A 23,894-nucleotide genomic window follows, 5' to 3' on the forward strand; every position below is an offset into this window, starting at 1 on the left:
GGTCAGGCGTCGCGCAGCGCGCCCGATTGCAGCAGCGGCTTCAGGATGCCGGCGGTGTACAGCCGCGCCAGATTCACCAGAAAGTCCGTGAAATCCGTCTTCGCCGTGTGATCGGCGCTGTCGGAAATCACGCGCATCACGGCAAACGGCACGCCGAACTCGTGGCACACCTGCGCCATCGCCGCGCCTTCCATCTCCAGACACAGGGCATCTGGCAGACGCTCGCGCAGCGTGTGCGCCAGGTCGTTGTCGTTCACGAAAATGTCGCCCGTCGCAATCAGACCATGATGGACGCGCGGCGTGGCGCTTGCGGCCGGCAGGCCACCCTTTCCCGCAAAGTCGCGTGCGCTGTCCAGCAGTAGCGCGCTCAGCGCGGCATCCGTATCGAAGCGTTCGCGTCCTAACAGCGGGATTTCATGGCGGCCGAACAAGGGACGTGCGTCCATGTCGTGCTGCATCAAAGCGTCGGCCACGACCACGTCGCCCACGCGCACCTGCGGATGCAGGCCGCCCGCCAGGCCCGTGAAGAGCACGCGCGTCACGCCAAATTCCTGGATGACGATGGACGCCGTCGCCGCCGCGGCCACCTTGCCGATGCGGCTGAGCGCGATGACGCACGGCGTGCCCCACAGCGTGCCCACCTGAAAATCGCGCATGGCGATGCGGCGCGTTTGCGCGCCGGGGTCCATGGCCGCCAGCAGGTCGGCGATCTCTTCGTGCAGCGCGCCCAGAATGGCGAGACGTCCCATGTGTGGTGTTTCCGTGATCGTTGCGTTGCGCGGCCCGTGCCGCCAGCGCGCAACATACTCCAATGGCGCCTTGCCCGCCAATGACGGGGCTTTGTATCGCAGCGTGTCGGCGCGTTGCCTGGATACGCGGTGACGCGAGCCAGCCCTGCCGGCGAAACATGACCGATACAGCCGCTTGATGCAATGCAGGCTCCCAACCCCAAGGATGCGGCCACGCCGCGCCCCCTTTTTCGGAGTCATCATGGCAAAGCCCCTTGAGCAGATCCTCTACACCGCCCACACCCACACCACCGCCGGCCGCGAAGGCGCCGGACGCAGCAGCGACGGCGCGCTGGACGTGACGCTCAGCACGCCCGGGTCCGGCAAACCCGGCACCAATCCCGAGCAGCTCTTCGGCGTGGGCTATTCCGCCTGCTTCATGGGCGCCATCAAGCGCGCCGGCGCCACCCACGGCATCACCGTGCCGCGCGACATCGCCATCGACGCCAGCGTGTCGCTGGGCAAAGTCGACAATGGCGCCCATTTCGCGCTAGGCGTCACGCTGGCCGTCTCGTTGCCGGGGCTGTCTGGCGAACAGAAGCAATTGCTTGTGGAATCCGCGCATCAGCTTTGCCCATATTCGCGCGCGATTCGCGGCAACATCGACGTGCAGTTCCAGATCGTCTGACCCGGTTTCAAGTGCCCTGGATAGGCGGCCTGCGGGCCGCTTTTTTGCATTGATCGGATACCAACCTTTCCCGTATTGGATTGCTACTGATGCGGTAGTGACGGCGTACTCCAGCAATCGGCGAATCGGCGGTTTTCCCGTGCAATTCAGGATGACGCCCGCCTCGGGCTAGGCAAAAAGGTGGTGTACGGACATGCAGCAGGGAAACCCCGCGCCCTGCTGCGATCGCCGCGCATGCTAGCTTGCCTCACGCAGGCGTTGTCCCGGCCAGCGGCATAGGTATCGCAAGCCTTTATCTGTGTGTGGGGAGACGATCATGGTCAAGAAGAACCTCGCCGTTTTCTTCGACGGCACGTGGAACGAACCCAACGACCGCACCAACGTCTACGAGCTCTACAAGGCCGCGCCCGAGACCAGCACGCAGGAAACGCTCTACATCGAGGGCGTGGGCACGCAAGGCCAGGGTCTGTGGGCAGCCATCGACAAATTCATGGGTGGCGCGTTCGGCGCAGGTCTGTCGGCCAACATCCGGCAGGGCTACCGCTGGCTCTGCCAGCGTCACCAGCCCGGCGACCGCATCTTCCTTTTCGGCTTCAGCCGCGGCGCCTACTCCGCGCGCAGCCTCGCGGGCATGGTGCGCAAATGCGGCCTGCTCAATGAAGCCTCCGAGGCCAACGTGTCCGAGGCCTACGCGCTGTATCGCGACGACTGCACCCCGTCATCCCTGGAAGCCGCCGCCTTCCGCGACCGCTTCTCGCGCGACACCGACCTGCACTTCGTCGGCGTCTGGGACACCGTCGGCAGCCTGGGCATCCCCGTGGGCGGCATCTCGTTTCCCGGCTTTTCCAGCTTCTACAACTTTCACGACACGGAACTCAGCAACCACGTCCTGAACGCGTACCACGCCATCGCCACCAACGAATACCGCGAGCCGTACTTCCCGACGCTCTGGACCCGCCGCGCGGGCTCGCCGCCACGCCCCGCAAACCTGCCCGTCGAGCAACGCTGGTTCATCGGCGCGCATTCCGACGTGGGTGGCGGATATCAGGATGGAAGCCTGCAGACGCTACCGGCGTCGTGGCTACAGGAAAAGGCGCGGCAGGCGGGGTTGGAGGCGGGGACGGTGCAGCGGATCTCGACGGATTACGAACAGTGCGAACCGCATGATTCGTATAAGGAATTCACGGAGAAGGTGCCGATTCCGGTGAAACGGCGGCCGCGGGTGTGGGATAAGGAAACGGTCCTGAATCTGACGATCGATGATCGGCTGGTCCGGCGGTTCGAGCGCAATCAGGCGTTTCTGAAGGAGTATCCGGATTTCCGGGATGCGTTGGGGAAGTTGGAGGTGGGGAGGTAAATTTTCGCCACGAAATACGAGGGGTGATCAGGCAGCCTCGTGCAGGCGCATTTCCACACGCAGCCCGGCGGCCGCCGCCATGTCGACCAAGGCATCTAGTCCAAACAGGTTGATCTTGCCGCGCATCAGGTCCGACACACGGGGCTGCGTTACTCCAAATAGGCGGGCGGCCTGGGCCTGGCTCATCCCCGACTGCGCCAGGTGACTTGTCAAAGCCATCATTAGCGCGGAACGCAACTTCATGTTTTCCGCTTCCGTCGGCGTGCTTTCGATGGCGTCCCACACGCTGTCGTATCGTTGCTTGCTCACGGTTTTAGCTCCTTCATCGAACACTGTCGCAAGGCGCGATTGGAGTGTCGATGAGGATTGGTCTGAATCTGTGGGGCTTCTGCGCAGGATCACCCCGCCACGTACCCCAACGCCACACTGGCCGCCAGCGCCTCGCGCTTTACCGCGGCCACCACCGCCCCGCTCTCGGAAACGTCAAAACCGCCGGTCGCGCCCAGCGCCGTCAATACCGCGCAGACCCGGCCGGTATGGTCATACAGCGGCGCCGAGACGGCGCTGATGCCGCGCAGGTTCGTGTCCTTCACCGTGGCGCACCCCAACGTCCGCACGTCTCGACGCAAGACGCCGATGGGATCGTCGCGATCCAGCAGCGCTCGCTGCTCGGCAGGCGCGCTGGCCAATTCAGCCTCAGCCAGCGCCCGCACGGGCGCCTCGTCCAGCAAACCAAGAAACGCGCGTCCCGTCGCCGACCACAGCAACGACAGCACCGACCCCACGCGTACGTTCACGGTGACCGGCAGGCCGGGTTCCTCAAACCGCACGATGGTGGGACCTTTGTTGCCCATGACGGCGATGAAGCACGTGACGGCCAGGCTTTCGCGCAGGCGAACGAGCGCGGGTTCGCCGATGCGTAGCGGGTCGGCCTGGCGCATGGCGGCTACCCCTACATAAAGCGCTTCGAGGCCCAGGTGATATTGCTGCGTCGCCACTTCCTGGTCGACCAGGCCCTCGGCGACGAGGCTCATGAGGTAGCGGTGCACCTTGGCGGGGCTTTCGCCGACGTGGGTGGCCAGCGCGGTGAGGCTGGCGCGGCCGCCTAGGCGGGCAAGCCCTTTCAGGACGGACATGCCGGTTTCCGCGGCCTGGACCCGCTGCCGCCGTTCGCGAGGCCGGACGGCCGGGGCTTCGGCGGATTCAAGATCAGACGCGAGGTCGGATTCGGGCGGCAAGGCGGCTTTGCTCATTGGAAATACGGCTCCGTAACAGAGGGCTCGCCGGCAACCGAGGGACCGAAAGCCTGGAGCGGCACTAAGGTTAACCCTTCTTCAAAAATTACGCATTGCGTATATGCTTTACGCAAATAAGGAATGCACTTTTGACATTCCACAACGAGGAGACTTGTCCATGCGCAGTGTTAAACACCACATCCTGGCCGGCCTGATGGCCCTGCCCCTCTTGGCTTGTGCCAGCGCGTCCGCGCAGCAGGCGGCTGCCGATTACCCGTCCAAGCCCGTGCGCTGGATCGTGCCGTATGCCGCCGGCGGCGGGTCGGACTTCCTGGCGCGCAGCATCGGGCAAGGCTTGACCGGACGCCTGGGCCAGCCGGTGGTGATCGAGAACAAGCCGGGCGGCAACACGGCAATTGCGGCGTCGGAAACGGCGCGCGCCCCGGCCGATGGCTACACGATGTTGTCCGCCGACAACGGCACGCTGGTGTTCAACCCCGCCCTCTACAAGAAGCTGTCGTATGACCCGGCGAAGGATCTGGCGCCGGTCACGCTGATGGGGCGGTTCCCGATGATCCTGGTGGTCGGCCCGGCCATGAAGGTCAACTCGGCCAAGGAATTCCTGGCCGAAGCCAAGGGACGCAAGGAAGGCCTGGATTACGCCTCGGCCGGCGCCGGCAGCCCGCACCACCTGGCGATGGAATTGCTGAAGGTCGAGGCGGGCCTGACGATGACCCACGTGCCGTACCGTGGCGCCTCGCCAGCCCTGGCGGATGTCGCCGGCGGTCAGGTGCCCGCGATGATGGTGGACCTGGCCGCGGGCGCCGGCTTCATCAACGGCGGCAAGGTCAAGGCGCTGGCGGTCGCCAATCCGACGCGGCTGCCGCAATTGCCCGACGTGCCGACGTTCGCCGAGATCGGCCTGAAGAACGTGGAAGCCGCCGCGCAGGTCGGCGTGGTGGTGCCGGCCGCCACCCCCAAGCCGGTGATCGACGCCCTGAACAAGCAGGTGGTCGCGACCATCAATGACCCGGCCACGCGCCAGCGCCTGGTGGAGTTCGGCATCGAGCCGATCGGCAACACGCCCGCGCAATACGCCGAGATGCTGACGGCCGAACGCGCCCGCTGGCAGAAGCTGATCAAAGATCTGGGCATCACGCTGGATTGAGCATTACGTGGGGATGCGCGTCATGCCGGCCTGAGCATCACGCTCGACCGCATCACGTTGAACCCCGCATCACCGGCCCGCCGCATTCACAGCCGCAACCATGTGCCGCACCCCGCGGCGGGCCCGCAAGACGAACACACGGAACGACCTCATGAACCAAGCATCCGCCACGCCGCGCCCCTCGGGCTGTCCCATCGATCACGCTGCGCTGTCCGCCGAGCAAAGCCCGACGGGCTGTCCGGTCAGCGCGCGCGCCGCCGCGTTCGATCCCTTTGGCGATGGCTATCAGCAGGACCCGCCCGAATACGTGCGCTGGGCGCGTGAGCAGGAGCCGGTGTTCTACAGTCCGCAATTGGGCTATTGGGTCGTGACGCGCTACGACGACATCAAGGCGATCTTCCGCGACAACATCACGTTCAGCCCGTCGATCGCGCTGGAGAAGATCACGCCGACGGGGCCGGAGGCCAACGCGGTGCTCGCGTCGTATGGCTATGCCATGAACCGCACGCTGGTAAACGAGGACGAGCCCGCACACATGCCGCGCCGCCGCGTGCTGATGGATCCGTTCACGCCTGAAGAATTGAAGCATCACGAACCCATGGTGCGCCGTCTGACGCGCGAATACGTGGACCGCTTCATCGACGACGGCCGCGCCGACCTCGTCGACCAGATGCTGTGGGAAGTGCCGCTGACCGTGGCGCTGCACTTTCTGGGCGTGCCCGAAGAAGACATGGACCTGCTGCGGCAATATTCCATCGCGCACACGGTGAACACCTGGGGCCGCCCCAAGCCCGAGGAGCAGGTCACCGTTGCGCATGCGGTCGGCAACTTCTGGCAGCTGGCCGGCAAGATCCTGGACAAGATGCGGCAGGACCCGTCGGGCCCCGGCTGGATGCAATACGGCTTGCGCAAGCAGCAGACGCATCCGGAGGTGGTCACCGATTCGTACCTGCATTCGATGATGATGGCCGGCATCGTGGCGGCGCACGAGACCACGGCCAACGCGTCGGCCAATGCCATCAAGCTGCTGTTGCAGCATCCGCAGGCCTGGCGCGAGATCTGCGAGGATCCGAACCTGATCCCCAATGCGGTCGAGGAATGCCTTCGTCACAACGGATCGGTCGCCGCGTGGCGCCGCCTGGCCACGCGCGACGTCGAGATCGCGGGCGTGGCGATTCCCGCCGGCTCCAAGCTGCTGATCGTGACCTCGTCGGCCAACCATGACGAAGGCCAATTCGAAGACGCCGACCTCTTTGACATCCGCCGAGAAAACGCCAGCGATCAGCTCACGTTCGGTTATGGCTCGCACCAGTGCATGGGCAAGAACCTGGCGCGCATGGAGATGCAGATCTTTCTGGAAGAACTGACGCGCCGGCTGCCGCATCTGAAGCTGGCGGAGCAGTCCTTCACCTATGTGCCCAACACCTCCTTCCGCGGGCCGGAACACCTGTGGGTGGAATGGGATCCGGCGCAGAACCCGGAGCGCGCGAACCCATCCCTGCTGGAAAGCAGGCATCCCGTGCGCATCGGCGAGCCTTCATCGCACGCCATCACACGGCCCGTCGTGGTGCAAAGCGCAGAGCTGGCCGCGGACGGCATCCTGCGGCTGCGGCTGGTGTCGCCCGACGGCAAGCCGCTGCCCCGATGGTCGCCCGGCTCGCATATCGACGTGGAATGCGGCGACACCGGCCTGTCGCGCCAGTACTCGCTGTGCGGTGACCCGGCCGAGACCGGCGTGTTTGAAATTGCCGTGCTGCGCGAGGCGGATGGCCGTGGCGGCTCGGCGTGGATGCACGCGAACGCCACGCCCGGCGCGCGCCTGCGCATCCGTGGCCCGCGCAATCACTTCCGAATGGACGAGTCGGCTTCCAAGCTCATCCTGATCGCGGGCGGCATCGGCATCACGCCCATCAGCGCGATGGCGCGGCGTGCGCGTGAGCTGGGGCTGGACTATGAATTGCATTACAGCGGACGCTCGCGCCGGTGCATGGCGCTGGCGGACGAACTGGCGGCGCTGCACGGCGACCGGCTGCACCTGCACGTCAAGGACGAAGGAAGCCGCGCCGATTATGCGGCCCTGCTTGCCGAACCGCGCCCCGGTACGCAGGTGTATGCGTGCGGTCCGCAGGGCCTGCTGGACGCGCTGGCGGGATGCTGCGCGGCGTGGCCGGAAGATGCGCTGCGGGTGGAGCACTTCCATTCCACGCTTGGGACGTTGGATCCGTCGAAGGAACAGGCGTTTGAAGCGGTGCTGAAGGATTCGGGCATCGTCATCACCGTGCCCGCGGACCAGACGCTGCTGACGGCGCTGCGCGGCGCCAACATCGATGTGCAGAGCGACTGCGAGGAAGGGTTGTGCGGGTCGTGCGAGGTGCGCGTGCTGGAAGGCGACATCGACCACCGCGACGTCGTGCTGACGCGGGCGGAACGCGAGGCGAATAACAAGATGATGGCGTGCTGCTCGCGGTCTTGCGGGGGGAAGAAGGTGGTGTTGGAGCTGTAAAAAAAACGCCCCGGCGCTCACGCCGGGGCCATCCCTGCACTACACACGCTGCTGCTTGCTCAGTCCATCCCGATCAGTTCGGGAACACCTTGATCTGGTCGCTTTTCAACACCTCAGGCGTCAGGCTCTTTTCGATCCACGCCATCGACGTATCCGTCACCCCGGGCGTCACCAGCTCAGCCGGCACGATGGTGATGTCGGACAGGACCTTGAACGGGTACTTGTCGCTCTTCTTGGTCACGCCGAACAACTGCGCTTCCAAAGCCTGGCCGTCGGCGCGGTGCATCTTCACTTCGCGGCCGTAGCCCTTGAAGGTCACGTCGTGCATGGCGGCGGCGACCTGTTCAGGCGTGGGCCAGTTGCCGCCGTTGTCCTTGATGGCCTTTTCGTAGCCGGCCTTCAGGCCGTAGATGCCTTGCACCATGTGATAGACCGAGTAGATCGGATAGGCGCCGGTCTTGTCGTGGAATTTCTTCACGAAGGCCTGGTGCTTAGGATCGTCCTTGGTTTCCGGATGCAGGAAGTAGTGATCGCCGCGGGCGCCGACCAGGACGCCTTCGGGCAGGGCATTGCCCAGGCGTTCCAGCGAGCTTTCGGCCAGCGACAGCACGAAGGTGGAGTTCTTGAACAGGTTGCGTTGCGAGGCCTGGCGCACGAAGTTGTCCAGGTCGCCGCCCCACGATGTGGAGACGATGACATCCGGGCGCAGCGCCTGCAGGCGACTGATTTCGGTGGAGAAGTCGGCGGCGCCGAACTTGGGGAACATCTCGGCGACGACCTTGACGTCGGGCTTGAACTTCTTGAGCGCGGCCAGGAAGATGTCGCGCGAATCGCGGCCCCAGGCGTAGTCCTGGTTCACGATGGCGATGGTCTTGAAGTCGGGCTTGACCTTCATCAGGTACAGCACCTGCGCGACCATTTCGGTGGTGGCGTTGGCCTGCGTACGCACGACGTACTTGTACTTCTTGCCTTCCAGCGCCTTCTCGGTGCCGCAGTCCCACAGCACGTTCAGCACCTTCAGGTCCTCGGCCACGGGCGCGACGATGTTGCAGTGGCCGCTGGAAATGGCCGACAGCATCACGCGCGTGCCGCCTTCGGCCAGACGGCGGTATTCGGACAAGAGCTTTTCGCCGCCGCCGCCTTCGTCGATGTAGCTGGGCACGATCTTGACGCCGTCGATGCCGCCGCCGGCGTTGATCTCTTCGATCAGGATGTCGGCCGCATCGCGCGCCGGCACGCCGAATACGGACGCCGAGCCCGACAGGAAGGTCGAGATGCCGACGTTCAGTTCCTTGGGCTTGTCGGCGGCGATGGCCAGCGTGGTCAGGCCCGACAGCAGGGTGGCGCCCAGCAAGGCCGCCAGTCTTGAGGTCTTCATGGTGTTGTCTCCAGTGTTGTTGATCGGGTCTGTGCCCTTAAAAAACGATGGCGTCGCGCAGGCTGCCGCCGGTGGCGAGGTGATCGAACCCCTCGTTGATCTGGTCCAGCGAAAACGATTGCCCCATCATCCTGTCGACCGGCAGGCGGCCGGCCTTGTACAGGTCGATGTAGCGGCTGATGTCGATGGCGGGCACGCCCGAGCCCAGGTAGCTGCCCCGGATCTCGCGCTCTTCGCCCACCATCTGCGACAGCGACAGCGGAAAGCTGAACTTGGGATTGGGCAGGCCGGAGGTGACCGTCGCCCCGCCGCGGCGCGTGAGCTTGTAGGCGGTTTCGAAGGCCGGCACGGCGCCGGCCATGTCAAAGCCGAAGTCCACACGGCCGCCGGCCAGATCCACGAGGTCGTCGTCGGTCTTGATCTGTTTTGGGTTGACGAGGTGCGTGGCGCCCAGTTCTTTCGCCAGCGCCAGCTTCTCGTCGCTGAGGTCGATGGCGACCACCCGGCGCGCGCCGGCGGCCACCGCAGCCAGCAGTGCGCTCAGGCCCACGCCGCCCAGCCCGACGATGGCAGCCGTGTCGCCCATCTTGATCCGTGCGCGGTTGATGACGGCCCCGGCGCCGGTCAGCACGGCGCAACCGAACAGCGCGGCCTCGCGGTGGCTGAGTTCCACATTCACCTTGACGCACGAGCGCCGCGACACCACGGCGTATTCCGCAAAGCAGGACACGCCGGTGTGATGGTTGATGTATTCGCCGCCGATGTGCAGCCGGCGCTCGCCGCCCAGCAGCGTTCCTTTCGTGTTGGCCACGGCGCCGGGTTCGCACAGCGCGGGCCGGCCTTCCATGCAGGGGTTGCAGCAGCCGCAGCTGGGCACGAACACCATGGCGACGTGATCGCCGGCCTTCAGGTCCGTGACGCCGGCGCCGGTCTCGACGACTTCGCCCGACGATTCATGGCCCAGCACGATCGGCACGCCGCGCGGGCGGTCGCCGTTGATGACGGACAGGTCCGAATGGCACAGCCCTGCCGCACGGATTCTGACCAGCACCTCGCCAACGCCCGGCGGGTCCAGCTCGATGTCCGCAATGGTCAGGGGCCGGGACTGCGCGTACGGTCCTTCGACCCCCACTTGCCGCAATAACGCCGCTTTGATTTTCATGCGTCTTCATCCACAGAAGTGATCCGGACCGCGGGCGGTCGCGGCATCCGGCGTGCCGGCGCGAGCGGAGTCTTGCGACCCCGGCAAGCCGGCGCCCAACCCTACACCGTGCGCCCGCCGTCGACAGGGAACTCCACGCCGGTGATGAACTCGGCGGCGTCGCTGGCCAGGAACAGCGCGGCCGCGGCCACGTCGGACGGCTGGCAGAAGCGGCCGAGCGGAATGGTCGACACGAACTTGGCGCGGTTCTCGGGCGTGTCGGGCAGGCCCATGAAGAGTTCGAACATGCCGGTCACGCCCATGACCGGGCAGATGGCGTTGACGCGGATGCCTTCGCCGCCCAGCTCCACGGCCATCGACTTGGACAGCACGTTGACCGCGCCTTTGGACGCGTTGTACCAGCTGAGTCCGGGGCGCGGACGGATGCCGGCCGTCGAGCCGATGTTCAGGATCACGCCGCGCTTTTGCTTGCGCATGACAGGCACGACGGCCTGCGCCATGTGGTAGATCGACTTGACGTTGATGTCGAACATGCGATCGAAGGTGGCCTCGTCCACGTCCAGCATCGGCTGGTTCTTGTGGGTGATGGCGGCGTTGTTGACCACGATGTCCACAGTACCGAATTTGTCGAGCGCGGCGCGCACCACGTTGTCGATGTCGGCGCGGCTGGACACGTCGGCCTTCACGGCCAGCGCGGCGTCGCCGATATCAAAGGCCACGCGGTCGGCGGCCTCTTTATTGATGTCGGCGATCACGACCTTGGCGCCTTCCTTGGCGTACAGCTTGACGATGCCTTCGCCGAAACCGTTGCCCCCGCCCGTGACGATCGCAACCTTGCCTTGCAACTGGCTCATTTTCTGTCTCCGTATTGTGCGCGGCGATCACTCGCCATAGAACTGAATCAGGGTCTTGGTCGTGCTCATTTCTTCCAGCGCGATGAAGCCTTTCTCGCGGCCATGGCCGCTTTTCTTCACGCCGCCGAAGGGCAGCTCCACGCCGCCACCGGCGCCAAACCCGTTGATGTAGACCTGGCCGCACTTGATGCCGCGCGCCACGCGCTGCTGGCGCCCGCCGTTTTCGGTCCAGACCGCGCCCAACAGGCCGTAGTCCGTCGCGTTGGCCAGGCGGATGGCCTCGGCCTCGTCCGCGAAGGGCAACGCAACCAGCACGGGCCCGAAGATCTCTTGCGTGAGCAGGTCGCTGTCGTGATTGGCAGCGGCAAAGAGCGTGGGTTTGACGAAGAAGCCGCCTTTGGGCACGCCGTCCGCGATGCCGCCCTCGGCAGCCACTTTCAAGCCGTCGGACAGCCCTTTGGCGATGTAGCGGTTGACGCGCTCGTATTGCGCCTTGTTGACGACCGGTCCGCAGGTCAGGTCCATGTCCGGCGTGCCGGCGCGCACCTTGGAAAATTCCTCGCCCAGCGCCTTCATGAAGTCCGCGTAGATGCCCTTTTGCACCAGCAGGCGGCTGCCCGCCGTGCAGGTCTGGCCGGTGTTGTGGACGATGCCCTTGACGATGGCCGGAATGGCGAGCTTGTAGTTGGCGTCGTCAAACACGATGTGCGCCGACTTGCCGCCCAGTTCCAGCACGCACTTGACCGCATTCAGGGCGGCCGCCTGCTGGACCAGCACGCCGACTTCGTTGGAGCCGGTGAAGGTGATGAAATTGATGCCGGGATGGCGCGACAGCGCGGCGCCGGCTTCTTCGCCCAGGCCCGTCACGATGTTCAGCGCACCCGGCGGAAAGCCGACTTCCAGGGCCAGTTCGGCCACGCGGATGATCGACAGGCAGGCGTCCTCGGCGGGTTTGACCACCGCGGCGTTGCCCATGGCAAGCGCCGGCGCCACGCTGCGCCCGAACATCTGCGCGGGGTAGTTCCACGGAATGATGTGGGCGGTAACGCCCAGCGGCTCGCGGATGAGCTGCACCGAATAGTCTTTCTGGAACGGGATGGTCTGGCCGTGGACCTTGTCGGCCGCGCCGCCGTAGAACTCGAAGTAGCGGGCCAGTACCGTGATGTCGCCGCGCGCGGTGGACATGGGCTTGCCGGTGTCGCGCGACTCCAGCTGCGCCAGCTCTTCGTGGTGCGCCAGCACGATCTCGCCCAGGCGCATCAGCAGGCGGCCGCGCTCCAGCGCGGTCATGTCGCCCCACGCGCCTTCCAGCGCATCGCGCGCGGCCTGCACTGCCGCGTTCACGTCGGCCTGCTGACCGCGCGGGATGGTGGTGAAGACCTCGCCGTCTACGGGGGAAACGACCTCGATCGTGCGCCCGTCCTGGGCATCGACCTGGCGGCCGCCGATAATCATCTGCGTCATGGAAATGTCTCCGTGGGGTATCAGTTCAGCGTGATCGAGCCGCGCTCGATCGTCCATATCTGGTCGGGGATGTCGCCCAGCAGCTTCACGTTGGATTCCGTGATGACCACGCACAGGTCGGGCTGCATTTCCTTCAGGCGGCCCAGCGCCTCGGTGTAGTCGCGCGCCAGCTTGGGCGCGAGCCCCTGAAAGGGCTCGTCCAGCATCAAGAGCCGGGTGCCGACCATGACGGCGCGCGCCAGCGCCACCATCTTGCCCTGCCCGCCCGACAGCGCGGAGCCCGAGCGCTTGAGCATCGGTTCCAGCTGCGGCACCACCTTCAGCACCGTGTCCATGCGGGCCTGGATCTCGGCCTTGGACTGGCCCTGCACCTCGCACGGCAGATGCAGGTTTTCCTCGACCGTCATGGTCGGGAAGATGACACGGTCCTCGGGCGCGTAGCCCACCTTCATGGCGGCGCGTTTGTGCCCGGGCAGCGACGTCAGGTCGGTGCCGTCGAACGCGATCTTGCCGGAACGAATGCGCGTCAGGCCCATGATGGTGCGCAGGAGCGTGGTCTTGCCCGCGCCGTTGCGGCCCACGATGCCGATGGTGCGGGACGCTTCAAAGTTGGCGCTGACGTCGCGCAGGATGCGATTGCCCGCCAGGTCGACGTTGATGGCCGATAGGTTCAACATGGTTCAGGCCCCCAGCACTTCGCTTCTGATCTGCGGATTGTTCAAGACGTCCTCGGGCGAGCCGTCCGCGGCCACCTTGCCCGCGATCCAGGCCGCCACGCGGGTGGCGTAGCGCGACACGATGTCCACGTCGTGCTCGACGAACCAGCTGGTGACGCGGCGCTCGTCCAGCGCGTGCATGACGGTTTCCATCAGCGCGAACTTGTCTTCCGATGCAACGCCGCTGGTGGGTTCGTCCATGATCAGCAACTTGGGCTGCAACGCCAGCGCCATCGCCACGTCCAGCAGCTTGCGCTTGCCTTCGGGCAGCTCGATGCAGGCTTCGTCGGCATCGGGCAAGAGGCCCACCAAGTCCAGCGTCGCGTCCACCTCGCGGGCGTCGATGGTGCTTTCCAGCGACCGGAACCAGCTCAGTTCCTTGTTGCGCCGGGCGGCCGCGATCTGCACGCACTGACGCACGGTGTGTTCGGTAAAAAGCTGCGGAAGCTGGAACGAGCGCCCCATGCCCAGCCGCACGATCTTGCGCGGGGCCATCGCCGTGACGTCCTTGCCGTCGAAATAGACCTTGCCCTTCGATGGCGTGAGGTAGCCGGTGCAGATGTTGATGAAGGTCGTCTTGCCCGCGCCGTTCTGGCCGATCACGGCCAGCCGTTCGCCTTCGTGCAGTTCGAAGTTGATGTTGTCGGCGGCCACCACGCCGCCGAAGGCCAGATAGAGGTCGGTGGTTTGAATGAGCGGTTTCATCGTCAGTTCCTTGCCGCGGCCTGCAGGGGCGCCTGCGCGCGGCGCTGGGCGCGTTCCCGCGACCGGATGCGCTTGGTGATCTGGCCGACGAAGCCGGTGGGGAACATGAAGATGACCAGGATCAGCGTCAGGCCCAGCAGGAATTGCCACAGGCCGGGGAAGTAGGCGGCGGACACGAGCTTGACGGTTTCGAAGCCCACCGCGCCCAGGAACGCGCCGGCGGCATGGCCCGCGCCGCCCAGGATGGTGATGAAGACGAACTCGCCGGAACGTAGCCACGAGCCGATTTCCGGCGTGACCAGCCCCTGCATCAGCGCCAGGATCGCGCCCGAGAAACCGACCACCACGGCAGACAGCAGGTAGCCCTTCCACATAATGAAGTAGGCGGAAAAGCCCAGGTATTCGATGCGGGTTTCGTTGGTCTTGATGGCCGACAGCGCCTGGCCGCTGCCCGAGCGGAAGTAACGCTGCACCCACCAGGCCAGCACCAGCGACAGGACCAGCGTCAGCACCAGCAACGCGCGTTCGAAGGATTCGCGCTCCATCACGATGCCGGCCAAGGTCGGGCGCACGATGCGCATGCCGTCCGAGCCGCCGGTCAGCGTGTAGAGCTTGCCCAGAAGCGCGAACAGCACCATGCTGAGCGCCAGGTTCAACATGCCGAAGAAGATGCCGCGGTAACGCACGACGAACAGGCCGATGACGACGGCGGCGACAAAGCTGGCGACGACGCCGGCCAGGATCAGGACGAGCGCGTCCAGCCCGGGCATGGCTTTGGCCAGGAACGCCACCGTATACGCCGAGATGCAGGCAAACATGGCGTGGCCGAACGAGATCTGGCCGGCGCGCGCCATCACCGACACGCCCAGCGCCGCGATGGCGTAGGTCAGGCCGATGACGATGGGCGTGATGGTCCAGGAATAGGTGTAGCCAAGAAACAGCGTGAACAGCGCGGCCAGCACGCTCAGGACAGGGACTTTCATCAGATCGTCCTCGCTTGGGCAACGGTGAACAGGCCGTGCGGTCGGATGATCAGCACCAGCACCATGATGATGTAGGGCACGGCGACTTCCAGTTCCGGCGCCGCGTACACGGCGATGGCGCGGATGATGCCGATGAGCAGCGCGGCGATCAGCGCGCCGGTGATCTGGCCGAGGCCCGCGGTAGCGACCACGGCAAAGGACAGCACGGTCATGTCGGTGCCCGCCCCCGGCACCAGCGAGGTGGTGGGCGAGGCCAGCGCGCCGCCCAGCGCGCCCAGGATGGTCGCGATCACGAAGGTGACGTAGCCGATCTTCTTGGCGTTGATGCCGAGCGACGTGGCGACTTCGCGGTTGTGCGTGGTGGCCACCGTCTGCTTGCCCAGCTTGGTGTGACGCAGGAAGAATTCCAGGCACACGTAGGCCAGCAGCGCCGTGACCGGCACGACCACAAGCTGGTAGGTGGTATAGGTGATGTCGCCGATCTCGATGTTGCCCAGGCGGTTGACGACTTCGCTGGCGCTATAGGGCTGCGCGCCCCACAGCATGCGCTGGATGTCTTCCAGCATCAGGAAGGCGCCGAAGGTGAGCAGCAGCTTGAGAATGGGGTCGTAGTTCTGTGCGCGGCGGATCAGGACGAATTCCATGATGCTGCCAAGCAGTAGCCCGATGGCGATGGCGGCCACGAACAAGGCCGCGAACAGGAGGATGGGCGAGTCGGTCTTGGGCGCCAGGAACATGACGAGGCTGGCCGCGGCATAGCCGCCAAAGGCGTAGAACGCGCCGTGCGCGACGTTCAGGATGCCCATCACCCCGAACACCAGGGTTAACCCCATCGATACCAGGAACAGCAGACTGGCGTATGCCACGCCATCCACCAAGGCGAGAGGCAATAGATCCAAGGTCAAGCGTCTTCTCCCAATACGCTGAGCACGGCGGCGGCGATTTCAACATGCCACGCGCGGCGTGCGGGCTTGCGCCCGGGCGCGCCCGGCGCGCCCTTGTCTCGTTATCAACCTTTCCGTGCTGATTGGCGCACAGCGCCAGCCGCCGGGAGGCCCTTTTATTGCAGGCTGGAGGCCCGCCCCGCTACGGCGTGGGCACGTCCGCCTGTGTATGTGTGCGAAGTATAGGTAGGGGTGAATCGGCCTGCTATTTATCTTTGTGCAAGGCGGGTTTAACAAGCGATGGAGTGGGTGTGGATTGCCCCAACGCCGCCAGCGGCGCCCGTGTTTGATAGTCCGGGATAATCCGGATCTGCGCCTCGTCCGGCAGGCGTACATAACGGCCTAGTCCATCCGGCGCAAGCGCGCCGACGTCCAGCTGTGCAAGCCTCGCGCCCGCGGCATCGCGCACATCGATGCGCAACTGCGGCGGTGTAAGCCCATACGTTTCGCCGTCCTCGGGCGTGAGCGTGCGGTCGCTGCGCGCCTGCGAAAACAGCGCCACAAAGCCCGCCGCATCAAAGCCTGCCGCCGTGCCCTCCGGGGATGCGACCCAGCCCTGCGCCTGCCGTGTCAGGCGGACCGAGCCTCCCGGACCGTCCAGGGTGACCAGCGCGGCCTTGTCGGCCTCCCATGCGTAGAGCCTGGCAGGCTTGCCGCTGTCGTCATGCAGATGGGTATGGCCGTGATGATGCGCCGGGGCATGCGCGGCTTCTTGCCATTGCCATGCCGACAGGGCGATGCCGGCCGCGAGCAGCCCGGGCCACAGCAGGCGCCCGGCCTTCAACGGCGCCTCCACCACAGCAGCAGTCCCGTCAGCAGCGCAAGCAGCGGCAGGGCCACCGTGCTGGTCCAGAACACGGCGCGCATCTGGCGGTTGGTCAGTTCCACGCGGCGGTTCTCGTAATGGCGGGGCCGGATCGTCAGCAGCGCGTCGTCACCCGCCAGCAGCGTGACGGCGTTGGTGAACAGGGCGCCATTGCCCAGCGTGGCGAAATGCCGGTTGATGGCGAAGTCGCTGTCGCCCGCCACCAGCAGCGTGGGATGGGCCGCGCCTTCCGCGCTGGCGGCCTGCGCGTTGCGCGTGGCCAGCGCCATCAGCGTGTAGCGCGAGGCAGGCTGCCCCGGGGGATGCGCTGCGGCTGACGTCTGCGCCAGCGGCGTGACCACCACGCCTGGCGGCAAGGCGTCTGCCGCCGGCTCAAGTCCCGCCGCGCCGGGAAAGAAGCTGAGCGGCAGGCCGCGCGTCATCTTGTGGCGCGTGTAGTCGCTGACCGCGGGACTGCCGGGATCGTTGCGGTAGTGGCTGCCCGGATCGGCCAGCGCGCCCGGCGCGAGCGAGATGCCGAAGTCCGCCAGCAGGCCGTCCAACCCGTGCCGCGTGTCGGGTTCCAGCAGCAACAGCGTCTTGCCGCCCGCGCCGGTCCAGCGGCGCAGCGCTTGCGCATCGTCGTCGCCGAACGGCGTGCGCGGACCGGCCGCCACCAGCACGGCGCAGCCCGGCAAGGCTTGCGCCAGGCTGCCCGCGCCCACCGCGCGCGTGGAAAACCCCAGCGTCTGCAGGGCGTTGCGCGCCATCGCCATGCCGTGCTGTTCGTGCACCTCGACGCGCGCCACCAGGTTTTCGTCGCTGCTGTGATCTTCCAGGTCGTCCAGCGACGTCAGGCTGTCGAGCGTCGCCTCGCGGTGGCCCTGCGTGAAGCAGACCGTCTGCGCCCCATTCTGGCTGATGCGGATGAGCGCATTGGTGAAGTCCGTTTCGGTGCCGCCGTTGATCGTGGTGCGCCGCGCGCCCGAGGCCAGCACCGCACTGCCCGCGAACTGGATGCCGGCGGCGCGCGCCTCGGCGGGCCGCAGCGCGGGGTCCACGCCGCGCACGCGGATCAGCGGATTCTGGCGCTCGTACTGCCGCAGGAGTTCCAACGCGTCGACCATGCTCTTGTTGCGCAGGTCGTAAAACCATGTCACCTCGACAGGCTGACGGATCTGCCGCGCGACCTCAAGGCTTTCCGGGGCCAGGCTGTAGACCCGCTGCGCGGTCAGGTCGATGCGTCCCAGATTGCGCGACGCCCACAAGTTCAGCGCCAGCAGCAGCGCGGCCACGGCCAGCACCGGCAGCCACAGCGACAACCGCCGCCCGGCACGGCGCAGGGCGGGGGTCATCGCAGCCTCCAGCGCTTCAGGTTGACCGAGGCCACCATCAGGGCCAGCACGGTGACGCTGGCCAGGGTCACCGTGGCCGGCCCGGGCAGCACGCCCCGGATGAAGTCCACATGCTGGGCCGACAGCGACAACGCTTGAAAGAACGGCGACAGCGCCGGAAACGCGTCCAGCGCGGCGGGATAGTCGATGAACCACAACAGCACCAGGATGCCCCACGTGGCGCTGGCGGCCACGATCTGGTTCGAGCAGGCGCTGGACACGGCAATGCCGATCGCCAGGAACAGCGCGCCGTACAGGAACACGCCGATGTAGCCGCCCACGATGGGGCCGTAATCCGGCTCGCCGTACCAGGCCAGCGGCAACACCGCCGACATGGTGCCCGCCAGCATCAGCGCCAGCATGGTCAGCCCCGCCGCATACTTGGCCGCCACCAGCGTGAAGTCCGACAGCGGCAGCGTCAGCAGCAATTCCAGCGTGCCCTGCCGCGCCTCTTCCGCGAAGGCGCGCATGCTGACCAGCGGCATCACCAGCATCAGCAGGATGGTCATGTTGTGAAACGCCGTCACCATCTGCCCGGTGCTCACAAAGAACAGGTTGAAGCTGAACAGATAGCCCGACAGAGCCCAGAACACCGCCACCACGGCCAGCGCCACGGGCGAACCGAAGTCGGTGCGCAGTTCCTTGCGGTACAAGGCCGCGAAACCCTTCATGCGCGTCTCCGTAATGGGGGATCGTTGGGCGCCAGCGCCGCCAGCAGGCGGGCCTCGACCGCTTCCTGCGCGGGTAGCACGGCGCGCAGTTCCGCGTGCGCCAGCGCGGTGCGCATGACTGCGTCGCAGGCAGCGGCGTTGGTGGTCGCGTTGGAAGTCGCGCTTGCTCCCGGCGGGTCCCACGTAACCCGCCACTTGCTGGCGCCGGCATCCAGCGGCGTGATGTCCACCGCCTTCACGCCCGGGCACGCGCACAACGCTGCGTGCAAGGCGGCATGCCCGGCCGCGGGCAGGGACAGCTGCATTTGCAGCGCCGCCTGCGATTCGCCCAGCGGCTGGTCCTGGACCAGCCGGCCCTGCCGCAGGATCGCGATGCGCGAACACAGCGCCTCGACTTCCTGCATCAAATGGCTGCTGAACACCACCGCGCGGCCTTCGGCGCAGCGCCGGATCATGGCGCGGGCTTCCACGATCTGCACGGGATCCAGGCCGTTGGTGGCTTCGTCCAGCAGCAGCACCGGCGGGTCGTTCAGCACGGCCTGCGCCAGCCCCACGCGCTGGCGCTGCCCCTTGGACAGCCGCCCGATCACCGAGCGCGCCACGCCTTGCAGGTCAAAGCCGTCGATGGCGCGTTCGATGGCCTGGCGGCGCGCGCGGGCGCCGCCCTGCACCTTCACGCCGGCGCCGAACTCCAGATACTGGGTGACCGTCAGCGCGTCATAAAGGGGCGCGCGCTCGGGCAGATAGCCGATGTCGGCGTTGCCGCGTCCCGGCACGGGCTCGCGGCCCCGGATGGCGATGCGCCCGCTGTCGGGCGTGTAAAAACCCGCCATCAGGCGCAGCGTGGTGGTCTTGCCGCTGCCGTTCGGTCCCAGAAGGCCCAGGATTTCCCCGGGCCTGACGGACAGGCTCAGGGATTCCAGGACCTGACGGGACCCGAACGACTTGCTGACCTGATGCAAGGCGACGGCGGGCTCCATGGGGGGCCTTCAGTCGAAGACTTTGGTCTTGGCGTTCTGCGCGTGCTGCGCCGCGTCGTGGCTGTACCAGAGTTGGCCCTGGCGCGCGTCGCGGATCTGCTTGAGCCGGTCGATGGCCTGCATGGACGCGGCCGTGTTCCAGGTGATGCCGGGAATGACGCCGGCCTCGTTTTCACCCGTGTAGATGGCGTCCGCGGCCAGCAGCACCGTGCCGGTCTTGGGCAGCTTGACCTGCAGCGACTGGTGGCCCTGCGTGTGGCCCTTGGTGTCCAGCAATACGATGGTGCCGTCGCCGAACAGGTCGAAGTCGCCCTCCACCTGGATGAAGTCGTAGTCGCGCGTGGTGTCGAAGTCTTTCATGACATAGGCGGCGCGCTGGAATTTTTCTGGCCACCAGGCGGCGCGCAGCTCGGCCTTCTGCACGACGTGCTTGGCCTTGGGGAACATCTTGATGTTGCCGGCGTGGTCCAGATGGAAGTGCGAGTACACGACGTACTTGACGTCGCTGACGTCAAAGCCGGCGGCCTTGAGCTGGCGGTCGATGACCTCGTCGCGGCCCTGGATGGAATTGAAGGCGCCGCACAGCCCCTGCCCCCAGTAATTGGCGCAGTTGCCATCGGCCGTGGCCTGGTTCATGCCGGTGTCGAACAGCACCAGGCCGCGCGGGTGCTGGATCACATAGGCCGGCACCGGAATCTTGATCTTGGTGCCCACGTCCACCATGGCGGTCATGAAGCCCTTGTCCAGCTCGATCTTGCCCACCGACAGCTGCATCAGCTTCACGTCCACCGGCGGCGCGTCGGCGGCGTGTGCCCATCCGCCCGCCATGACCGCCACCGCCCCAACCATTGCCTTCCAGCTCTTGCGCATTGTTGTCTCCTCGGACCAACAGGGGAAGCCGCAGCCTGGACGGCGCGGCCGATCAGCAAGCTCCCGGTGTGTCCCGGGTTGACATCGTCGACAGGTGTTTTCCGTGCGAAGGCGCCTTGCGGCGGGGCCACGAGCAGCGCGTGGCCGGAAACGGCATCTGGCGGCCGTTTTCTCTGTTGCGCACTCTGACGCAGCCCGGATTGGCTGCCAATTAAGGATTTGTGAAGCTGGGCTTCGCGGCGGGCGAAGTGGGGGGGAACCCTAGTACCGCGCCTGCAGCTCGGCAAACGACACCAGCTCGCCGGCCAGCGCGCTGGCCATGACGGTGGGCGGACTGGCCAGCCAGACGCTGCCGGGGCCCGAGCGGCCGGGGAAATTCCGGTTGATGGCGCTGATCGTGACCTGCGAGTCGTCGGTGGATGACCCCGGTCCGCAGTTGGCGCACGCGCCGCAGGACGGCTGCAGGATGCGCGCGCCCACGGCGGCAAAGGTTTTGTCGTAGCCCCGCGCCACGCAGTAGTCGCGCACGGCCGTGGTGCCGTATTGCAGATAAAGCGTCACGCCGTCCGGCAGCCGCACGCCGCGCGCCACCGCCCACGCCAGCACCTGATGGTAGTAATCGAAATCCTCGCGCTTGCCGGCCGTGCAGGAGCCGCCATACGCGATGTCGATGCGCGGGCGCGCCGTCAGGCTGGACAGCGGCACGCCATTGCCCGGATCGCCCGGCGCGGCCACCAGGGGCGACAGCGCCGCGCAGTCCACGCGCAGGGTGGCCGCGTAGACCGCGCCCGGGTCGCTGCGCATCCACGGCGCGATGCCGGCATCCACGCCGCGGCGTTCACGCAGGAAGCGGGCGGTCTCGGCATCGGGCGCGACGATGCCCGTCAGGCCGCCCAGTTCGGCGGTCATGTTGGTCAGCGTGGCGCGTTCGTCGATGGACAGGGCCGCGACGGCCTGGCCGGCAAACTCGAACACCTTGCCCACGCCCGCGCCCGCCCGGATCTCGGGCAGCGCCAAAAGATGCAGCACGATGTCCTTGGCCGTGACGCCGGCCGGCAGCGCGCCGTCCAGCTCGACGCGCAGGGACGCGGGCAGCGTCAGCCGCACCGCGCCGGTGATGAACGCGTTGGCCATGTCGGTGGTTCCCACGCCGAAGGCCACGCAGCCCAGCGCGCCGCTGTGCGGCGTGTGCGAGTCGGTGCCCACGACGACCTGCCCCGGCAGCACGTAGTGTTCGGCCATCATGGCGTGCGAGATGCCCGCCACGTTGACGCCGGTGTCGCGCGCCGCCTCGGCTTCGGTCAGCGTCCGGTGCTGGCGCAGGCCGTAGGCGTCGGCGAAGTCGCGCTGCGCCTGGCACATGGCGCGCACGTTGGGCACGATGCCGGCGCGCACATGATTGGGGCTTTCCTCGACGTAGGACGTGTGGTCCTCGAACACCACGATGCGATCCGGATCCACCAAACGCAGGGGCCGGCCAAACCGCGCATGCAGCATATGGGCCGCCATGCCGGTGTAGTACTCATGGATGAAGCGCCAGTCCGCGCGCAGGAAGACGCCGTCGCCTTGCCGGGGGTCGGCGGCGGTCGCGGGCGTTCGCAGCAGATGGCGCAGGATGATCTTTTCAAACAGGGTGCGCGGCGGCCCGACGTCCGGCGCGGCGGGATCGGCCGCGGGATGCCCGGCAACCGGGCCGGCCGCCTCCGACACATCGCGCAACTGCGCCTGGCCGAATGCCAGCAGACCGCCCGCCTTGACGATGGCCGCAGCCAGCGCGTCGCGACCAGTCACGATCTCGTCGACCGTGATGCATTCGCCCGCCTGCAGGCGCGCCACCAGCCCCATGTCGGTGCTGGTGTAGAGCCCGATGTTGTCGGCGTTCTGGCGGTAGATGCGTTCAAAGCTCTCGGCGATCACCAGCCGCACGCAGGCGGACTTTTCGGCCATCGGGCTGTGCTCGCGCGACGAGCCCTTGCCATACCGCTTGCCCGCGACCACGACGTTGATGCCTGACTGCCGGATCGCGTCGATGCCGATGGGCTGGGAGTCGCCCGCCCGAAATCCCGTGTACGGATACCGGCCCAGTTTCTCGTCGAAGTGCGTCAGGATCGGCACCGGCGTGATTTCGTCGGTGGAAATGTCGTCGCGCAGCGGAGCAGCCTCGGGCAGGGTCAGCGCCGCGCCGCCCAGTTGCGCGGCCACCCGGATGGGGTCCTGCGTCAGAAACAGCAGGCGGGCCGGGGCGTCGAGTACAGATACGGCAGTCATGGCAATCCGGTCATTCGATGGTGACGCCCGCCGCCTTGACGAGCGTCTGGCTCTTGGTGATCTCGGCGGCCAGCGTCTGCGCCGCCTGCTCCGACGTGGTGCCCTGCGCCACAAAGCCCTGAGGTGACAGCGCCTTGAGCACCGCCGGCTGCTGCATGGTCTTGCGCGTGGCGGCTTGCAGCTTCTGCACGACATCGGCGGGCAGCCCCGCCGGCCCGATCAGCGAGATCCAGGCATCGTACGAATAGCCCTTCACGCCGGCCTCGTCCAGCGTGGGCACGTTGGGCAGGACGGCCAGGCGCTCGGGCGTGCTGACGGCGAGCGCGCGCAGCTTGCCCGCCTGCACCTGCGCCAGCACGGACGGGGTGGCCAGGAACGCGACCTGGATCTGTCCCGACATGACGTCGGTGATCAGCGCGTTGCCGCCCTTGTACGGGATGTGCATCATGTCCACGCCCGCCTTGGACTTGAGCAGCTCGCCGGCCAGATGCAGCACGCTGCCCGTGCCGGACGAGCGGTAGTTGATCTTGCCGGGCTGTTCCTTTGCGGCCTTGAGCAGGTCGCCCATCGTCCTATACGGCGAGTTCTCGGCCACCACGACCACCAGCGGCGTCGTGCCGATGACGGAAATCGGCGTGATGTCCTTGACCGTGTCGTAGGGCAGGCTCTTGTACAGGCTGGGATTGATGGCGTGGTTGGACGACACGATGCCCAGGGTGTAGCCGTCGGGCTTGGCCGACACCAGCTGGCGCGTGCCCGGAATGCCGGCCGCGCCGGCCAGGTTCTCCACGATCATGGGCTGGGCCAGTGTTTTGCCCAGGTTCTCGGCCACGACGCGCGCCACCACGTCGGCCGTGGAGCCGGGCGACGTGGGCACGATCAGACGGATGGGATAGTCGGGGTATCCGGCGGCCGACGCGGCAGGCGCCGCGCCAAGGACGCCAAGCGCAAGCGCACAGCTCGCGAGCAATCTGGTGGGGGTCATGATGTCTCCGTATGGGACGCAGCGGGGTCTGGATGC

Annotated in this window: 22 protein-coding genes; 4 read left to right on the plus strand and 18 right to left on the minus strand. The window is 66.6% G+C overall.

Going from position 1 to position 23,894, the window contains the following annotated elements; genetic code table 11:
• Positions 1-2: 2 nt before the first annotated feature.
• The gene (locus tag H4P35_RS23445) at positions 3-749 is read right to left on the minus strand and encodes a 5'-methylthioadenosine/adenosylhomocysteine nucleosidase (protein WP_063956815.1); all 747 of its coding nucleotides are present in this window, start codon (positions 747-749) and stop codon (positions 3-5) included.
• 241 nt (positions 750-990) lie between these two features.
• Here H4P35_RS23445 and H4P35_RS23450 point away from each other — a divergent pair, with 241 nt between their 5' ends.
• Both H4P35_RS23450 and H4P35_RS23455 read left to right on the plus strand, forming a co-directional pair.
• Entirely contained in the window at positions 991-1,416 is a 426-nt protein-coding gene (locus tag H4P35_RS23450) for an organic hydroperoxide resistance protein (RefSeq protein ID WP_226847171.1), read from the plus strand.
• A 316-nt stretch (positions 1,417-1,732) separates the two neighbouring features.
• Positions 1,733-2,773, plus strand: a complete 1,041-nt coding sequence (locus H4P35_RS23455) for a DUF2235 domain-containing protein (protein WP_226847172.1) — start codon at positions 1,733-1,735, stop codon at positions 2,771-2,773.
• A 27-nt stretch (positions 2,774-2,800) separates the two neighbouring features.
• Here H4P35_RS23455 and H4P35_RS23460 read toward each other — a convergent pair whose 3' ends face one another.
• Together H4P35_RS23460 and H4P35_RS23465 are read right to left on the minus strand one after the other, a co-directional pair.
• A complete protein-coding gene (locus H4P35_RS23460; protein ID WP_226847173.1) occupies positions 2,801-3,082 on the minus strand; it encodes a helix-turn-helix domain-containing protein in 282 nt (93 codons plus the stop codon).
• Positions 3,083-3,171: 89 nt separating this feature from the next.
• On the minus strand, positions 3,172-4,026 hold the full coding sequence (locus H4P35_RS23465) for an IclR family transcriptional regulator (RefSeq protein ID WP_226847174.1): 855 nt from the start codon (positions 4,024-4,026) through the stop codon (positions 3,172-3,174).
• Between the two features lie 160 nt (positions 4,027-4,186).
• Here H4P35_RS23465 and H4P35_RS23470 point away from each other — a divergent pair, with 160 nt between their 5' ends.
• Positions 4,187-5,176 carry a tripartite tricarboxylate transporter substrate binding protein gene (locus H4P35_RS23470; protein ID WP_056325097.1) on the plus strand — a complete coding sequence of 330 codons (990 nt, stop codon included), beginning with the start codon at positions 4,187-4,189 and terminating at the stop codon, positions 5,174-5,176.
• Between the two features lie 151 nt (positions 5,177-5,327).
• Positions 5,328-7,679 carry a cytochrome P450/oxidoreductase gene (locus tag H4P35_RS23475; RefSeq protein WP_226847175.1) on the plus strand — a complete coding sequence of 784 codons (2,352 nt, stop codon included), beginning with the start codon at positions 5,328-5,330 and terminating at the stop codon, positions 7,677-7,679.
• Positions 7,680-7,752: 73 nt separating this feature from the next.
• Here the strand turns inward: H4P35_RS23475 and H4P35_RS23480 are convergent, their stop codons facing one another.
• From H4P35_RS23480 to H4P35_RS23550, 15 genes are all read right to left on the minus strand, one after another.
• Positions 7,753-9,057 carry an ABC transporter substrate-binding protein gene (locus H4P35_RS23480; protein WP_152382653.1) on the minus strand — a complete coding sequence of 435 codons (1,305 nt, stop codon included), beginning with the start codon at positions 9,055-9,057 and terminating at the stop codon, positions 7,753-7,755.
• 37 nt (positions 9,058-9,094) lie between these two features.
• Positions 9,095-10,219, minus strand: coding sequence for a zinc-dependent alcohol dehydrogenase family protein (locus H4P35_RS23485; RefSeq protein ID WP_226847176.1), 1,125 nt, complete (start codon positions 10,217-10,219; stop codon positions 9,095-9,097).
• A 101-nt stretch (positions 10,220-10,320) separates the two neighbouring features.
• Positions 10,321-11,073, minus strand: a complete 753-nt coding sequence (locus H4P35_RS23490) for a glucose 1-dehydrogenase (RefSeq protein WP_062839932.1) — start codon at positions 11,071-11,073, stop codon at positions 10,321-10,323.
• Between the two features lie 27 nt (positions 11,074-11,100).
• On the minus strand, positions 11,101-12,537 hold the full coding sequence (locus H4P35_RS23495) for an aldehyde dehydrogenase family protein (protein ID WP_226847178.1): 1,437 nt from the start codon (positions 12,535-12,537) through the stop codon (positions 11,101-11,103).
• A gap of 20 nt (positions 12,538-12,557) precedes the next feature.
• Positions 12,558-13,214 carry an ABC transporter ATP-binding protein gene (locus H4P35_RS23500; RefSeq protein WP_063956832.1) on the minus strand — a complete coding sequence of 219 codons (657 nt, stop codon included), beginning with the start codon at positions 13,212-13,214 and terminating at the stop codon, positions 12,558-12,560.
• A gap of 3 nt (positions 13,215-13,217) precedes the next feature.
• The gene (locus H4P35_RS23505; RefSeq protein ID WP_056325083.1) at positions 13,218-13,958 is read right to left on the minus strand and encodes an ABC transporter ATP-binding protein; all 741 of its coding nucleotides are present in this window, start codon (positions 13,956-13,958) and stop codon (positions 13,218-13,220) included.
• A gap of 2 nt (positions 13,959-13,960) precedes the next feature.
• On the minus strand, positions 13,961-14,941 hold the full coding sequence (locus H4P35_RS23510; RefSeq protein ID WP_226847179.1) for a branched-chain amino acid ABC transporter permease: 981 nt from the start codon (positions 14,939-14,941) through the stop codon (positions 13,961-13,963).
• Entirely contained in the window at positions 14,941-15,846 is a 906-nt protein-coding gene (locus H4P35_RS23515) for a branched-chain amino acid ABC transporter permease (RefSeq protein WP_175234695.1), read from the minus strand. Before H4P35_RS23515 ends, H4P35_RS23510 begins: the two co-directional genes overlap by 1 nt.
• Positions 15,847-16,090: 244 nt before the next feature.
• Positions 16,091-16,669 (minus strand): DUF4340 domain-containing protein, encoded by a 579-nt coding sequence (locus H4P35_RS23520; RefSeq protein WP_226847181.1) that lies wholly within the window; start codon positions 16,667-16,669, stop codon positions 16,091-16,093.
• The gene (locus tag H4P35_RS23525; protein WP_226847183.1) at positions 16,666-18,045 is read right to left on the minus strand and encodes a GldG family protein; all 1,380 of its coding nucleotides are present in this window, start codon (positions 18,043-18,045) and stop codon (positions 16,666-16,668) included. Before H4P35_RS23525 ends, H4P35_RS23520 begins: the two co-directional genes overlap by 4 nt.
• Complete coding sequence (locus H4P35_RS23530) at positions 18,042-18,755, minus strand: ABC transporter permease (RefSeq protein WP_056325070.1); 714 nt, start codon at positions 18,753-18,755, stop codon at positions 18,042-18,044. The genes H4P35_RS23525 and H4P35_RS23530 overlap by 4 nt, the downstream gene beginning before the upstream one ends.
• Positions 18,752-19,735, minus strand: coding sequence for an ABC transporter ATP-binding protein (locus H4P35_RS23535; RefSeq protein WP_226847184.1), 984 nt, complete (start codon positions 19,733-19,735; stop codon positions 18,752-18,754). The genes H4P35_RS23530 and H4P35_RS23535 overlap by 4 nt, the downstream gene beginning before the upstream one ends.
• A gap of 9 nt (positions 19,736-19,744) precedes the next feature.
• Complete coding sequence (locus tag H4P35_RS23540) at positions 19,745-20,605, minus strand: N-acyl homoserine lactonase family protein (RefSeq protein WP_226847186.1); 861 nt, start codon at positions 20,603-20,605, stop codon at positions 19,745-19,747.
• Between the two features lie 261 nt (positions 20,606-20,866).
• On the minus strand, positions 20,867-22,873 hold the full coding sequence (locus tag H4P35_RS23545) for an aconitase family protein (RefSeq protein WP_226847188.1): 2,007 nt from the start codon (positions 22,871-22,873) through the stop codon (positions 20,867-20,869).
• 10 nt (positions 22,874-22,883) lie between these two features.
• A complete protein-coding gene (locus H4P35_RS23550) occupies positions 22,884-23,858 on the minus strand; it encodes a tripartite tricarboxylate transporter substrate binding protein (protein ID WP_226847189.1) in 975 nt (324 codons plus the stop codon).
• Positions 23,859-23,894 lie beyond the last annotated feature (36 nt).

It is taken from the genome of Achromobacter sp. 77 (genome assembly GCF_020541125.1).
Classification (GTDB): Bacteria; Pseudomonadota; Gammaproteobacteria; order Burkholderiales; family Burkholderiaceae_B; genus Achromobacter; species Achromobacter mucicolens.